Source organism: Xanthomonas sp. 3058 (assembly GCF_014199765.1).
Taxonomy (GTDB): domain Bacteria; phylum Pseudomonadota; class Gammaproteobacteria; order Xanthomonadales; family Xanthomonadaceae; genus Xanthomonas; species Xanthomonas campestris_B.
This window is the reverse complement of sequence record NZ_JACHOF010000008.1, coordinates 158,854-171,487: the sequence shown is the minus strand read 5'-3', so window position 1 is coordinate 171,487 and position 12,634 is coordinate 158,854. Positions and strand designations below refer to the sequence as shown.

Sequence of the window (12,634 nt, the reverse complement as noted above, 5' to 3'; positions counted from 1 at the left end):
CTGCATGTCCATTGTTCTCACCTCCGCCCAGAACCGCTTCCTGCGCGGCCAGGCCCACGATCTCAAAGCGCTGCTGCAAACCGGCGGCAAAGGGGTCACGACGGCATTTCTGGCCGAACTCGAGGAAGTGCTCGAGCGCCACGAATTGATCAAGGTGAAGGTGGCATCGGAGGATCGCGAAGCGCGCGACACCATGATCGCCGAACTGACTGCGCAGACCGGCAGCGCGCTGGTGCAGCGGATCGGCCACGTCGCCATCCTCTATCGCCCCAGCAAGGAAAAGCGCCAGATCGTGCTGCCGCGCGGCTGAGCGGACGAGTTCGTTATGCCTTTGAGCCAGGAACATCCCGACTACACCTATGCGCTGCGCGCGGCCGATGGCCGCCATGCCAAGGTGAACGACCAGATTCTGCAGCAGAGCTTCGTGCTGATGCCGGACACATTGGTGGAAGGCTGGCCGGTGTCCGGCCTGGAGCAACTCCAGGTTGGACACATGGACGCAGTGCTCGCGCTGGCTCCGGCGGTGGTTCTGCTCGGAACCGGCGAGCAGCAGCGCTTTCCGACGGCGGATGTCCTGGCGTCCTGCCTGACCCGCGGCATCGGCCTGGAAGCGATGACCAATGCGGCTGCGGCACGCACCTACAACGTGCTGGCCAGCGAAGGCCGCCGAGTGGCGTTGGCGATGATTCTTGAGGGACGGGATTAGGCAGTCGGGATTGGGGATTCGTAAACGCAGGCTGGCGCAGGTTTCGCTCTCAGGCGAACGGCGGCAGCGATGCCTCAAGCGATTTTGCTGCCGCTAGAAAGCGCGTTCTACGCAGCACCATCAGCCAAGCGCCGTTGCCGTTGCGAATCCCCAATCCCGATTCCCGAATCACTTCTTCGGCAGATACAGCAGCGGATCAACCGGCTTGCCGTTGTAGCGGATCTCGAAGTGCAGCATGTCGCGCGCGGCGCCGCTGCGCCCCATCTCGGCGATCTGCTGACCGGCCTTGACGCTCTGGCCTTCGTTGAGCAGACGCTTGCGGTTGTGTCCGTACGCAGACAGCCACTGGTCGTTGTGCTTGATGATGATCAGTTCGCCGTAGCCGACCAGGCCGGCGCCCGAATACACCACCACGCCATCGGCGGCGGCACGCACTGCCTGCCCGCTGGCGCCGGCGATATCCACGCCCTGCTTGGTGGTTTCGCCGGCAACGAAGGTACCGACCACCACGCCATCGGCCGGCCAACGCCAGGGAAATCCACTACTGACCGGGGCGGCGACCGGTGCGACCGGACGCGACGGAGCGACCGTGCCGGCGGACGGGCTGGCACCCGGCTTGCTGCTGCCGCCCGCACCCGGCGGATACAGCTTGAGCGTCTGGCCGGGATAGATGGTGTTCGGAGAGGACAGGCCATTCCAGGCGGCCAGATCCGGCGCGGTAATGTTGGTCCGGCGCGAGATCGCATAGAGCGTATCGCCGCGCTGGACGGTGACCGTGGCACCTGGACGCGGTACCGACGGCCGTGACGCGGCGGGACGCGACGACGAACCGCCGCCCGCTCCAGGCGAACGCACCACTGTGGCGCTGCTGCAGGCGGTCAAGCCGACTGCCACTGCGAGCATGACGACTGTCTTGCGTACCGAATTCATCTGCGCCTTGCTCATCCGTTGGTTGTCTTCCATACCAGCCAGCCAGCCCCGACCGCGAGGACGGCCATGGCCACCCAGCCCAGTGGTTCGATCCAGCGATGCAATGCAGCTTCGGCGCGTGCGCCGCCCAGCCGGATCGCCCCTGCAACCAGATACACCCGCTTGCCGCGTCCGACCAGCATGCTGGCGATGAACGGCAGGATCGGCACACCGACCACGCCGGAAGCCCAGGTGAAGATCTTCAGCGGGATCGGCGTAAAGCCGACCAGCACCAGCGCCCAGAACGCCTTCCACGGCGAATCGGCCACCAAGGTGCGCAGCGCCTCGATCTGCATCTGGATCTTCGCGCTCCAGCCCAGCCATTCGATCAAGGGCTGCAAGGCGGCAAAGGCGAAATGGCCCAGCAGGTAGCCGACCAGCGCACCGCACAGCGAGCCGATCAGGCTCAAGGTGGCGAACCACAACGCGCGCTTGGGCTCGGCCAGCGACATCGGTGCCAGCATCACTTCCGGCGGCACGGGAAAGATGAAACCCTCCACGAAACTGAGGCCGGTCAGCAGCGCCGGCGCGCGGCGATTGCGCGACCAACGGATGGCCACGTCGTACAACGGCCCGAAGATCTTCATCGAGAAACTCTCATGGATTCAATCCAGCATGCCCGACAACAGCGGGACGAACGTGACCGGCGCCAGAACCTGCTGTTCGATCGCGCCATCGGCACCGCGCGTGAGTTGCACCAGCGACTGTGACGAAGCGCCACCGACCGGGGCGACCAGACGCCCGCCGACAGCGAGCTGATCGACCAGGGCATCGACCAACGCCGGCGCTGCCGCAGTGACCACGATGGCGTCGTACGGGCCATGTTCCGGCCACCCGATGCGGCCATCGTCATGCTTGCTGCGCACGTTCATGCCCAGATGGCGGAAACGCTTGCGCGCCTGCCGCAGCAGGTCGCCGATGCGCTCGACGGTGTAGACCTCCAGCCCCAGCGCGGCGAGGATCGCGCCCTGGTAGCCGGAGCCGGTGCCCACTTCGAGCACCTTGGTCGGCGCTACCTGCAGCACCGCCTCGGTCATGCGCGCGACCACCCAGGGCTGCGAAATGGTCTGCCCGTGGCCGATCGGCAGCGCGGTGTCTTCGTAAGCGCGCGAGGCCAGCGCTTCATCGATGAACAGATGGCGCGGCACGGTGCGCACCGCGTTGAGCGTGGCTTCGTCCTGGATGCCGGCCTCGCGCAGGCGCTCTACCAGCCGGTCACGCACGCGCTGGGAGGTCATGCCGATGCCGACCGACTCCGGTTGCAGCAGGCGCAGCCTCGGCGTCATGCCGGCGTATCCAGCGCAGCGGTCAGCCCGCCGACCCAGCCAGCCACCGTCTCCAGCGCCTGATAGCGGGTGAGATCGACATGGATCGGGGTGATCGAGATGTGGCCGGTGCGCACGGCATGAAAGTCGGTGCCGGGGCCGGCGTCCTGCTCCGGTCCGGCCGGGCCGATCCAGTACACGGTCCGGCCGCGCGGGTCGCGCTGCGGTACGCAGGGTTCGGAACGGTGGCGGTTGCCGAGCCGGGTGACTTCGAAACCGAGCACATCCGACCAGGCCAGATCCGGCACGTTGACGTTGAGGATGGTGTCGGCGGGCAACGGGTCGGCCTTCAGGCGCGCCACGATCTCCACCGCTGCGCGCGCAGCGGTTTCGTAGTGATGCGCTTCGTGGTTCTGCGTCACCAACGAAACCGCCACCGCCGGCAGGCCCAGGAAGCGGCCTTCCATCGCGGCGGACACGGTGCCCGAATAGATCACGTCATCGCCCAAATTGGCCGAGTTGTTGATGCCGGAGACCACGATGTCCGGGTCGTAGTCGAGCATGCCGGTCAGCGCCAGATGCACGCAGTCGGTCGGCGTGCCGGCCACCGCGCAGGTCTGCGCGTCGATGCGGCGGGTGCGGATCGGCAGATCCAGCGTCAGCGAATTGCTGGCGCCGGAGCGGTCGCGGTCGGGAGCGACCACCATCACTTCGTGACCGGCATGGCGCAGCGCCTCGGCCAGGATCTGGATGCCAGGGGCGTCGACACCGTCGTCGTTGCTAACCAGTACGCGCATGAGACTCCTCGGAAAACCGGACCATGATACCGGATGCGTCCGTGCCCTTCGCGCTTGATCTTCGCTTGCACCTGAGGTGGGGCACGTTACGCTGTGACCATGTCGCACCCTGAAGACGAAGACGACGGCGCGTTGTTCCGCGCGGCGATCGGCGCGGTCAAGCCGATTCGTGAAGTCGCGCCACCGGCCAACGTCAAGCCGCGCCCGAAGCCGCGTGCGCGCATGGCCGAGCGCGACGACGCCGAAGCACATACCGAATTCGCACGTCTGCTGCGCGACAGCGCGCCGTTGGAGGCAGGCGATACCGCCAGCTATCGACGCGAGAATCTTCCCACCCGTTTGTTTCAGCGGCTCAAGCGCGGTCAATTTTCGATCCAGGACGAACTGGATCTGCACGGTGCCACTGCCGCGCAGGCCGAATCCCTGCTGCGACAGTTTCTGCTCGAAGCGCATGCGCACGAACACGGTTGCGTGCGCATCATCCACGGCAAAGGCTTGCAGTCCGATACCGGCGCGCCGGTATTGAAGAATCTGATGGACCGCCTGCTGCGTCAGCGCAACGATGTGCTGGCGTTTCATTCGGCGCCGCCCACGCAAGGCGGCACTGGCGCGCTGCTGGTGTTGCTGGCACGGCGCTAGACCGATTGGGCAACGCTGCCGCATTGCCGCGTTGGAAGCCGCCTGCGCCCGCTGACGCGTCAGCGGGCTTGCCGATCGCGGCCTAGGCGGCTGCGACGCGCGAGGCAGCGCGCGCGAGGCAGCGGTCGCAAGGCGACATGGCACCAAGCAGATGCCAATCGTGACCGAGACTGCCTGCCTGCATGCATCGGCACGCCAAGATCCTCCTTGCTGACAGGCAGTGCGGCGGCAGCAGCCCGGCCGCCTTACGCGTCGGAACGCACGCTGACGTTGAGACGGCCAGCGTCGCCGACCTCGCCGAGTTCCCACAGCACCGCGGTGGCATAGCAGCCCGGCGGCAATGCGAATTCGATCTGCAGGCTGTGCGTGTCCAGCCAGCGGTACTGCAGCTGTTGCGGACGCAAACGCAATGCGCGGCGCTCCTGCTTCAAGCCGGCAGCTTCCAGCCCCTCTCGCAGCGCGCTGGATTGCGGATCGGACAATGCCCCCCGCTCCAGCGCCGCAGCCTGATCGGTCGGGCGCAGGTCGCCGACGCCCCACAACGGCCCGCTGGGATGGATATCGAAGCGCGCCAGGCGCTCGGCCAGCACATCGCTAAACGGCTCGGGGCCGAACACGCTGCGCGAGCCGTCCAGCATCCACGCCTCGCCCTCCAGCGCGGTGTCCCAACTGCCCTGCTCCACGCGTGCGGTGAGCACACGATTGAACAACGCCGAGCGCGCCGCCGACAGCAGCATCGAGCGCTGATCGTTGCGCAGCCGCCGCTTGGATGCAGGGGCCGCGGCCAACGTGCCGTCTGCAACTTGCATGTAGCCGAACATCGCCAACGCAGCGACCACGTTGCCGCCATCGCGGCCGAAGCGTTGTTCGCCGAACCAGTTGGGGATGCCGCGCGCTGCGATCGCCTGCAGGCGTTGCTCGATCGCCTCATGCGCGCCCTGCACCTGGCGCAGCGTCAGCTCGAAGCGATTGCCCGACAGTGCGCCGCGCTGCAGCTTGCGGTTGTGCCAGGTGCTGTCGATCACCTGCATGTCGTCGTCATCGAGCGTGGCGATTTCCGGCGCGATGCGCTTGGGCAGATGCACGCTGAAGCGCTGCGTGGTCACCGCATGGCGGTCTTTCAGCCCGGCGTAGCTGACGCCCATCTCGGCGATCCCGGCCCACTGCGCGAGCTTTTTGGCGATGTAGGCGGTGTTCTGGCCACGCTTGCGGATGGTGAGCAGCAAGTGCTCGCCCTCGCCGGAGGGTTCGAATGCAGGCAATTCGTCGACCTGAAAATCTTCCGGCGTGCTGCGCATTGCCGCGCTGAGGACCGCAGCGCCATGCGCGCGCGGCAGAACAAAGGTGTCGCTCATGTTGTGATTTACCCTCGCGCCGACAGGTCGAGCGCTGTATGCCGAATGCCTCGGCGCGGTGGTGTCGCGTTGCAACGCCAGGATCAGCCCGGCGCAGGTAACAGCGATTTGGAGCGGCTAGAAAACCTGGCCGGCAGTATCAGATGCGTATGGACGGCACGCTTGGAACCGCAGGGTATGCGTGATGATCGCCGTGCATAGCGCCGACCGCACCCGATCGGCGATGAGAGCAGGCGCTGTGTTAGCCGCCGTCAGGCAGCGATTTTGCCGAGCAATACCGCCGCTTGCGCAGCGATGCCCTCGCTGCGGCCGGTGAAACCGAGTTTTTCGCTGGTGGTGGCCTTGACGCTGACTGCATCGAGCTCGATCGCCAGCAGGCCGGCGATGCGTTCGCGCATGGCCAACGCATGCGGGCCGACCTTGGGACGCTCGCAGATCACGGTCACATCGGCATTGCCGACACGCCAGCCACGCTCGCGCAGCAACGCATCGCAATGCTGCAGGAACTGCGCGCTGTCGGCGTCCTTCCAACGCGCGTCGGAGGGCGGAAAATGCTGACCGATATCGCCCAGCGCCAGGGCACCCAGCATCGCATCGCACAGCGCATGCAACACCACGTCGCCATCGCTGTGCGCGAGGACGCCGTGGCTGTGTGCAACACGCACGCCACCCAGCATCACATGGTCGCCAGGACCAAACGCGTGGACGTCGTAGCCCTGGCCGATTCGAAAATTGAAAGACATGGCAAATCCGCAGGTGATTAAAGGGCGTCGGCGTCGTGGTTCGCACGGGCAGCCAGTGCTGCATCGCTGCGTGCGGCCTCGGACCCACCATGCGACAAGGCGACAGGCGCATCGGCCTCCATCGCGACGCCGCGCCGGGCGAGCTCGAATTCGAATCGCGCCAGATCCGATGGCGTGGTGACCTTGAAGTTGTCTTCGGCGCCTTCCACCAGCAACGGGCGCAGACCGAGCCGCTCCATTGCCATCGCCTCGTCGGTGACGTCCACAGCGGCGGCCGACGCCTCGGTGAGGCCGCGAATCAATTGATGTCGGCGAAACAGCTGCGGGGTCAATGCACGCCACAGCCTCTCGCGCGGCTCGGTGGCATCGATGCCGCCATCGTCGCCCGCGCGCTTGAGGGTATCGCGCACCGGTGCAGCCAGGATCGCGCCGACCGGATCGCCACGACCGATTTCCAGCAAGCGCTCCAGGTCGGCCAACGCCAGATTCGGACGCGCCGCGTCGTGCACCAGCACAAAGTCGTCCGCACGCACGCTCTCCGGGAGGGCCAGCAAGCCGGCCAGCACCGACGCGGCGCGCGTGGCACCGCCGACGCAGGTGCGCACCGGCTTGGACTGCACCATCGTCCAGCCCGGCCAGTCGGCATCGTCGGGCGCAATCGCCACCACGATGCCGGCCACCACCGGGTGCGCGGCCAGCGCCGCCAGCGTGTAGGCCATCAGCGGTTGCCCGCCTGCCTGCAGATATTGTTTGGGAACCTGCCCGCCAAACCGCGTGCCGCGCCCGGCCGCCGGCACGATCGCCCAGATCGAACCGGTCATGGCTGTTCCGCCGGCGCGTCCGCTGCAGGCGGCCCGTCCGATGGCGCGCCCACTGCGGGCGGTAGCGGCGGCGCATCCTCGACCACGCGATAGAACGTCTCGCCGGGCTTGATCATGCCCAACTCACTACGTGCGCGTTCCTCGATCGCCGCCTCGCCGTCTTTCAAATCCTTCACCTCTGCTGCCAACGCCTGGTTGCGTTGGCGCAGACCTTCGTTGTCCTGTGTCTGATGCGCGACCTGGGCTTCCAGCATCATCACCTCGCCGGAATTCCCGGGCCCGAACCAGAAGCGGTACTGCAGCCAAGCCAGCAGCACCGCCAGCACCAGCAGTAGCCAGCGCCAGTTGCGCACGGCTTATCGCTTGATCGAAACGAACGCGTCGCGGCCGGCGTAACGCGCGCCGGAGCCCAACGCCTGTTCGATGCGCAGCAACTGGTTGTACTTGGCCACACGATCGCTGCGGCACAGCGAGCCGGTCTTGATCTGGGTGGCGGTGGTGGCCACGGCGATATCGGCAATGGTGGTGTCTTCGGTTTCGCCGGAACGGTGCGAGACGATGGACGCGTAGTTGGCCGCATGCGCCATGGCGATCGCTTCCAGCGTTTCGGTCAGGGTGCCGATCTGGTTGACCTTGATCAGGATCGCGTTGGCGGTGCCCGAGTCGATGCCCTGCTTGAAGATCTTCGGGTTGGTGACGAACAGATCGTCGCCGACCAGCTGCACCTTCTTGCCGACGCGATCGGTGAGCAGCTTCCAGCCGGCCCAGTCGTCCTCGGCCAGGCCGTCTTCGATGCTGATGATCGGGTACTGCGCCACCCAGTCGGCCAGGAAGTCGACGAACTGCTCGCTGGTCAGGCGCTTGTTCTCGCCGACCAGGTTGTACTTGCCGTTGTCGTAGAACTCGCTGGAGGCCACGTCCAGGCCCAGCAATACGTCTTCGCCAGCGGTGTAGCCAGCCTTGCCGATCGCTTCGAGAATGGTGTCCAGCGCTTCGACGTTGCTGCGGAAGTCCGGCGCAAAGCCACCTTCATCGCCCACCGCCGTGCTCAGGCCGTGGCCCTTGAGCACCGACTTGAGCGCATGGAAGATTTCGGTACCGGCACGCAGCGCTTCGGAGAACGAGCTGCAACCGACCGGCAGCACCATGAACTCCTGGAAATCGACGTTGTTGTCGGCATGCGCGCCACCGTTGATGATGTTCATCATCGGCACCGGCAGCGCCACATCCGATTCGGTGATGGTGGACAGGTACTGCCACAGCGGCTGCTTGCGCGAGGCGGCTACGGCATGCGCGGCGGCCAGCGAGACACCCAGCAGCGCATTGGCGCCCAGGCGGCCCTTGTTCTCGGTGCCGTCCAGGTCGATCAGGCGACGATCCAAGCCCTGCTGGTCGGCGGCATCGAAGCCCTTGAGCGTGTCGGCAATGGTGCCGTTGACGTTCTGCACCGCGTGCAGCACGCCCTTGCCCAGGTAGCGGGTCTTGTCGCCATCACGCAGCTCCACCGCTTCCTTGGTGCCGGTCGAGGCGCCCGAGGGCACGGCAGCGCGGCCGAACGAGCCGTCTGCCAGCGTGACTTCGGCCTCCAGCGTTGGATTGCCGCGAGAGTCGAGGATTTCGCGGGCGAGGATCTTGGCGATAGTGGTCATAGGTCGATCGGTTACCAGTAAGGGGGAAGTACACCGGAAACAAGCTGCCGGATTATCGCTGCACACCGGTCCATTGCCAAATCGCATGGGGCCGGATGCGTGACTGACCGGCAAGACTGTGCAGCTAGGCCTTCAGGCCCAGCAGCGACAAGCAAAACAGCAGTAGCAAGAGCAGCAGCAGCGCCAAGCCCATGGCTGCAGCGCCCGGCTGGCGACGCAGCGAGAACGCGACCGGGCTGGCGACAAGACCGCCCAGCGTCACCAGCACGCCGACCAACAGCGTGACAAACATCGGAATGCGGGTGGCCTGCATCGCATGGTTGCCGTCGCCCGGCATGCCGATGCTGGCGGTCACCAGGAAGGCCATGACGGCCAGGCAGGCCCACGCAGCGAGCGACAGACCCAACGCAATCCAGCCCCAGGGCCAGTGCCGCCACTGCCGGCGTTGGCGATGCGATGCCGCCAACGCCCAGGGATCGGAACTCATGCGAAGCGCGCGAACCCGTGCTTCTTGGTCACTGCATCCAGTTCCATCAGCGTTTCGAGCAGCTCTTCCATGCGATCCAGCGGCCAGGCGTTGGGACCGTCCGACAAGGCCTTGGACGGATCCGGATGGGTTTCGGCGAACAGGCCGGAGATGCCCACCGCCACCGCAGCGCGCGCCAGCACCGGCACGAACTCGCGCTGGCCGCCGGAACTGCTGCCCTGACCGCCCGGCAACTGCACCGAGTGGGTGGCGTCGAACACCACCGGGCAGCCGGTGTCGCGCATCACGCTCAGCGAACGCATATCGCTGACCAGATTGTTGTAGCCGAACGAGGCGCCACGCTCGCAGACCATGATCTGCTCATTGCCGGTCGACTTGGCCTTGTCCACCACCGGCTTCATGTCCCACGGCGCCAGGAACTGGCCCTTCTTGATGTTGACCGGCTTGCCGGCGGCGCAGACGTTCTTGATGAAGTCGGTCTGCCGCACCAGGAAGGCCGGGGTCTGCAGCACGTCGACGACGGCGGCGACCTCGTTCATCGGGGTGTATTCGTGCACGTCGGTGAGCACCGGCACGCCGATCTGCTGTTTCACCGCATCCAGCACCTTCAGGCCTTCTTCCAGGCCAGGGCCACGGAAGCTGGTGCCGGAGGTGCGATTGGCCTTGTCGAAGCTCGACTTGAAGATGAAGTTGATCCCCAGCCTGCCGGTGATCTCCTTGAGCTTGCCGGCCACGTCGAGTTGCAGCTGCATCGACTCGATCACGCAGGGGCCGGCGATCAGGAACAACGGCTGATCCAGGCCGACTTCGAAATCACACAGTTTCATCAGGTCACCTATTGATTAAGCCCCTCTCCCATCAGGAGAGGGGTTGGGGTGAGGGTACGGTTGCTAGGCACTGGTAAAGCCAGATGGTTTGCCTTGGCTGGCGCGTGGCGACGCGTTCGTCGTGGCTGCCATCTTGCGGTGTGCTGCGGCGCCCCTCTCATCCGGCGCTTCGCGCCACCTTCTCCCGATGGGAGAAGGGATCCGCCACCCGTTTTTGATTTAAGCCCTTCTCCCGACGGGAGAAGGAACGGCTCATGCACGCGCTTCCTTCAACAACTTGCCGCCCGCCTTCTTCTCGCGCGCAGCGCGCACGAAGCCGATGAATAGCGGGTGCCCGTCGCGCGGGGTGGAGAGGAATTCCGGGTGCGCCTGGCAGGCCAGGAACCACGGGTGCGCCTCGCGCGGCAGTTCCACCATTTCCACCAGCGTGTCGTCCATCGACTTGGCGGAAATCACCAGACCGGCGTCTTCCAGCTGGGTGCGGTAGCGGTTGTTGAACTCGTAGCGATGGCGATGACGCTCGGCGACCACGTCCTTGCCGTATACCTCGCGCGCCAGCGTACCCGGCTTCAGGCGCTGCTCCTGCAGGCCCAGGCGCATGGTGCCGCCCAGATCCGACTTCTCGTCGCGCTTTTCGACTTCGCCGCTGGCGGTGCGCCACTCGGTGATCAGGCCGATCACCGGATGCGGCGACTGGCGATCGTTCTCGGTGCTGTTGGCTGCGTCCAGATCGGCCACGTGGCGCGCATAGTCCACCACCGCCGCCTGCATGCCATAGCAGATGCCGAAGTACGGCACCTTGTGCTCACGCGCGTACTTGGATGTCTGCACCTTGCCTTCGAAACCGCGATCGCCGAAGCCGCCCGGTACCAGGATGCCGTCGACATCCTGCAAGGCGGCCATGTCGCTGCCTTCCAGGTCCTGCGCTTCCAGCCACTTCAGGTTGACCTTGGTGCGCTGGCGCAAACCGCCGTGCCGCAATGCTTCGGCCACCGACTTGTAGGCGTCCTGGTGATCGACGTACTTGCCGACCACCGCAATGGTGACTTCGTCCAGCGGATGCTTGACCGCATCCACCACTGCGGCCCACTCCGACAGGTCGGCAGCGGCGACCTTGTCGCGCAGCTTGAACTGATCGATGACCAGCTCGTCCAGGCCCTGGCGGCGCAGCTCCAGCGGCATGCCGTACAGCACGTCGATATCGGGGCAGCTGATCACCGCGCGTTCGGAGACGTTGGTGAACAGCGCGATCTTGCGGCGCTCCGAATCCGGCACCGCCTGCTCGGACCGGCACAGCAGCACGTCCGGCTGGATGCCGATCGAGCGCAGTTCCTTGACCGAGTGCTGGGTCGGCTTGGTCTTCAACTCGCCGGCCGCAGCGATATACGGCACCAGCGTGAGATGCATGAACATGGCCTTCTCGGCACCACGTTCGGTGCGCACCTGGCGGATCGCCTCCAGGAACGGCAGCGACTCGATATCGCCCACGGTGCCGCCGATCTCGATCAACGCCACGTCGAAGCCGGCGGTGGCCTCGTCGATGCAGCGGCGGATCTCGTCGGTGATGTGCGGGATCACCTGCACGGTGGCGCCCAGATAATCGCCACGACGCTCCTTGCGGATCACGTTCTCGTAGATCCGGCCGGTGGTGACCGAGTTCTTGCGCGACAGCCGTGTACGCACGTAGCGCTCGTAGTGACCCAGATCCAGGTCGGTCTCGGCGCCGTCGTCGGTGACGTAGACCTCGCCATGCTGGAACGGGCTCATCGTGCCCGGGTCCACATTGATGTACGGGTCCAGCTTCATCATCGTGACCTTGAGGCCACGCGCTTCCAGAATGGAGGCAAGCGAAGCGGCGGCAATGCCCTTGCCTAGCGAGGACACTACGCCGCCGGTAACGAAAATCAGGGGGGTCATGGGGCTTGAAGCCTCCCGGAAAGCCATAGTTTAGCGGGTGACGGGCGAATGCCCAAGGGTTGTGTGACGCCGAAGCCATCCCGCGAGCGAAAGCTGCCGCGGGCGCATGCCGTAAATGCAGACGCCCCGGCCGAAGCCGGGGCGTCCGTGTGGCGCATCGCCGAGGCGCAGGAGCATCAGCGCGCCGGCTTTTCTTCTTCCTCTTCCTCGCGCGGAGCGCTGTCGGCCTTGGGCTTTTGCGCCGCAGCGGCGGCACGGCGCTCGGCCTTGCGCTCGGCTTCGGTCTTGGCCTTGGCGTCTTCGGCCTTCTGTGCGCTGGCGCCCTGACCGGTCTGCTGCGGGGCAGCCTGGGCCATGGCAGGAAGCGCGGCCACTGCGGCGGCACCGAGGGTGAGCATCAGGATGTGTTTGAACTTCATGGGTTCCTCCGGTTTCGGTGACATCCTCAGGTGGGGACGT

The 12,634-nt window shown here is 65.9% G+C and carries 16 protein-coding genes; 3 read left to right on the top strand and 13 right to left on the bottom strand.

All coding sequences use genetic code 11. The features are described 5' to 3' along the window. Window positions 1-4 precede the first annotated feature (4 nt). Complete coding sequence (gene yhbY / locus GGR61_RS12630; RefSeq protein WP_184621707.1) at window positions 5-310, top strand: ribosome assembly RNA-binding protein YhbY; 306 nt, start codon at window positions 5-7, stop codon at window positions 308-310. A gap of 15 nt (window positions 311-325) precedes the next feature. Beyond that, window positions 326-706, top strand: coding sequence for an Mth938-like domain-containing protein (locus GGR61_RS12625; RefSeq protein ID WP_184621705.1), 381 nt, complete (start codon window positions 326-328; stop codon window positions 704-706). A 168-nt stretch (window positions 707-874) separates the two neighbouring features. On the opposite strand, the gene GGR61_RS12620 is transcribed toward GGR61_RS12625, so the two are convergent. The 4 genes from GGR61_RS12620 to surE are packed head-to-tail and all read right to left on the bottom strand — an operon-like array spanning window position 875 to window position 3,737. Next, complete coding sequence (locus GGR61_RS12620) at window positions 875-1,651, bottom strand: peptidoglycan DD-metalloendopeptidase family protein (RefSeq protein WP_184621764.1); 777 nt, start codon at window positions 1,649-1,651, stop codon at window positions 875-877. Continuing rightward, window positions 1,648-2,262: a YqaA family protein gene (locus GGR61_RS12615; RefSeq protein WP_184621703.1), complete on the bottom strand. Its 615-nt coding sequence runs from the start codon at window positions 2,260-2,262 to the stop codon at window positions 1,648-1,650. The genes GGR61_RS12620 and GGR61_RS12615 overlap by 4 nt, the downstream gene beginning before the upstream one ends. Before the next feature lie 18 nt (window positions 2,263-2,280). Next, window positions 2,281-2,961: a protein-L-isoaspartate(D-aspartate) O-methyltransferase gene (locus GGR61_RS12610; RefSeq protein ID WP_184408417.1), complete on the bottom strand. Its 681-nt coding sequence runs from the start codon at window positions 2,959-2,961 to the stop codon at window positions 2,281-2,283. Continuing rightward, a complete protein-coding gene (surE, locus tag GGR61_RS12605; protein ID WP_184408416.1) occupies window positions 2,958-3,737 on the bottom strand; it encodes a 5'/3'-nucleotidase SurE in 780 nt (259 codons plus the stop codon). The genes GGR61_RS12610 and surE overlap by 4 nt, the downstream gene beginning before the upstream one ends. A gap of 99 nt (window positions 3,738-3,836) precedes the next feature. Here surE and GGR61_RS12600 point away from each other — a divergent pair, with 99 nt between their 5' ends. After that, window positions 3,837-4,376, top strand: coding sequence for a Smr/MutS family protein (locus tag GGR61_RS12600; RefSeq protein ID WP_184408415.1), 540 nt, complete (start codon window positions 3,837-3,839; stop codon window positions 4,374-4,376). Between the two features lie 245 nt (window positions 4,377-4,621). Here the strand turns inward: GGR61_RS12600 and truD are convergent, their stop codons facing one another. The 9 genes from truD to GGR61_RS12555 form a co-directional block, all read right to left on the bottom strand. Next, window positions 4,622-5,731, bottom strand: a complete 1,110-nt coding sequence (truD, locus tag GGR61_RS12595; RefSeq protein ID WP_184621701.1) for a tRNA pseudouridine(13) synthase TruD — start codon at window positions 5,729-5,731, stop codon at window positions 4,622-4,624. 251 nt (window positions 5,732-5,982) lie between these two features. Beyond that, window positions 5,983-6,474, bottom strand: a complete 492-nt coding sequence (gene ispF / locus GGR61_RS12590) for a 2-C-methyl-D-erythritol 2,4-cyclodiphosphate synthase (protein WP_184621699.1) — start codon at window positions 6,472-6,474, stop codon at window positions 5,983-5,985. A gap of 17 nt (window positions 6,475-6,491) precedes the next feature. Continuing rightward, entirely contained in the window at window positions 6,492-7,295 is an 804-nt protein-coding gene (gene ispD, locus GGR61_RS12585) for a 2-C-methyl-D-erythritol 4-phosphate cytidylyltransferase (protein ID WP_184621697.1), read from the bottom strand. Next, the gene (gene ftsB, locus GGR61_RS12580; protein ID WP_184408411.1) at window positions 7,292-7,648 is read right to left on the bottom strand and encodes a cell division protein FtsB; all 357 of its coding nucleotides are present in this window, start codon (window positions 7,646-7,648) and stop codon (window positions 7,292-7,294) included. The genes ispD and ftsB overlap by 4 nt, the downstream gene beginning before the upstream one ends. A gap of 3 nt (window positions 7,649-7,651) precedes the next feature. Next, window positions 7,652-8,944, bottom strand: coding sequence for a phosphopyruvate hydratase (gene eno, locus GGR61_RS12575; protein WP_184408410.1), 1,293 nt, complete (start codon window positions 8,942-8,944; stop codon window positions 7,652-7,654). Between the two features lie 124 nt (window positions 8,945-9,068). Then, window positions 9,069-9,431 carry a hypothetical protein gene (locus tag GGR61_RS12570; protein ID WP_184621694.1) on the bottom strand — a complete coding sequence of 121 codons (363 nt, stop codon included), beginning with the start codon at window positions 9,429-9,431 and terminating at the stop codon, window positions 9,069-9,071. Next, window positions 9,428-10,258 (bottom strand): 3-deoxy-8-phosphooctulonate synthase, encoded by an 831-nt coding sequence (gene kdsA, locus GGR61_RS12565; RefSeq protein WP_184408408.1) that lies wholly within the window; start codon window positions 10,256-10,258, stop codon window positions 9,428-9,430. The genes GGR61_RS12570 and kdsA overlap by 4 nt, the downstream gene beginning before the upstream one ends. A 252-nt stretch (window positions 10,259-10,510) precedes the next feature. Then, window positions 10,511-12,175 (bottom strand): CTP synthase, encoded by a 1,665-nt coding sequence (locus tag GGR61_RS12560; protein ID WP_184408407.1) that lies wholly within the window; start codon window positions 12,173-12,175, stop codon window positions 10,511-10,513. A 176-nt stretch (window positions 12,176-12,351) separates the two neighbouring features. Further along, entirely contained in the window at window positions 12,352-12,594 is a 243-nt protein-coding gene (locus GGR61_RS12555) for a hypothetical protein (RefSeq protein WP_184408406.1), read from the bottom strand. Between the last annotated feature and the right edge of the window lie 40 nt (window positions 12,595-12,634).

Bases quoted from the DNA above. Each gene is read 5' to 3' on its own strand.
- yhbY (WP_184621707.1), top strand. From the start codon at position 5: ATGTCCATTGTTCTCACCTCCGCCCAGAACCGCTTCCTGCGCGGCCAG.
- GGR61_RS12625 (WP_184621705.1), top strand. From the start codon at position 326: ATGCCTTTGAGCCAGGAACATCCCGACTACACCTATGCGCTGCGCGCG.
- GGR61_RS12620 (WP_184621764.1), bottom strand. From the start codon at position 1,651: ATGAGCAAGGCGCAGATGAATTCGGTACGCAAGACAGTCGTCATGCTC.
- GGR61_RS12615 (WP_184621703.1), bottom strand. From the start codon at position 2,262: ATGAAGATCTTCGGGCCGTTGTACGACGTGGCCATCCGTTGGTCGCGC.
- GGR61_RS12610 (WP_184408417.1), bottom strand. From the start codon at position 2,961: ATGACGCCGAGGCTGCGCCTGCTGCAACCGGAGTCGGTCGGCATCGGC.
- surE (WP_184408416.1), bottom strand. From the start codon at position 3,737: ATGCGCGTACTGGTTAGCAACGACGACGGTGTCGACGCCCCTGGCATC.
- GGR61_RS12600 (WP_184408415.1), top strand. From the start codon at position 3,837: ATGTCGCACCCTGAAGACGAAGACGACGGCGCGTTGTTCCGCGCGGCG.
- truD (WP_184621701.1), bottom strand. From the start codon at position 5,731: ATGAGCGACACCTTTGTTCTGCCGCGCGCGCATGGCGCTGCGGTCCTC.
- ispF (WP_184621699.1), bottom strand. From the start codon at position 6,474: ATGTCTTTCAATTTTCGAATCGGCCAGGGCTACGACGTCCACGCGTTT.
- ispD (WP_184621697.1), bottom strand. From the start codon at position 7,295: ATGACCGGTTCGATCTGGGCGATCGTGCCGGCGGCCGGGCGCGGCACG.
- eno (WP_184408410.1), bottom strand. From the start codon at position 8,944: ATGACCACTATCGCCAAGATCCTCGCCCGCGAAATCCTCGACTCTCGC.
- GGR61_RS12570 (WP_184621694.1), bottom strand. From the start codon at position 9,431: ATGAGTTCCGATCCCTGGGCGTTGGCGGCATCGCATCGCCAACGCCGG.
- kdsA (WP_184408408.1), bottom strand. From the start codon at position 10,258: ATGAAACTGTGTGATTTCGAAGTCGGCCTGGATCAGCCGTTGTTCCTG.
- GGR61_RS12560 (WP_184408407.1), bottom strand. From the start codon at position 12,175: ATGACCCCCCTGATTTTCGTTACCGGCGGCGTAGTGTCCTCGCTAGGC.
- GGR61_RS12555 (WP_184408406.1), bottom strand. From the start codon at position 12,594: ATGAAGTTCAAACACATCCTGATGCTCACCCTCGGTGCCGCCGCAGTG.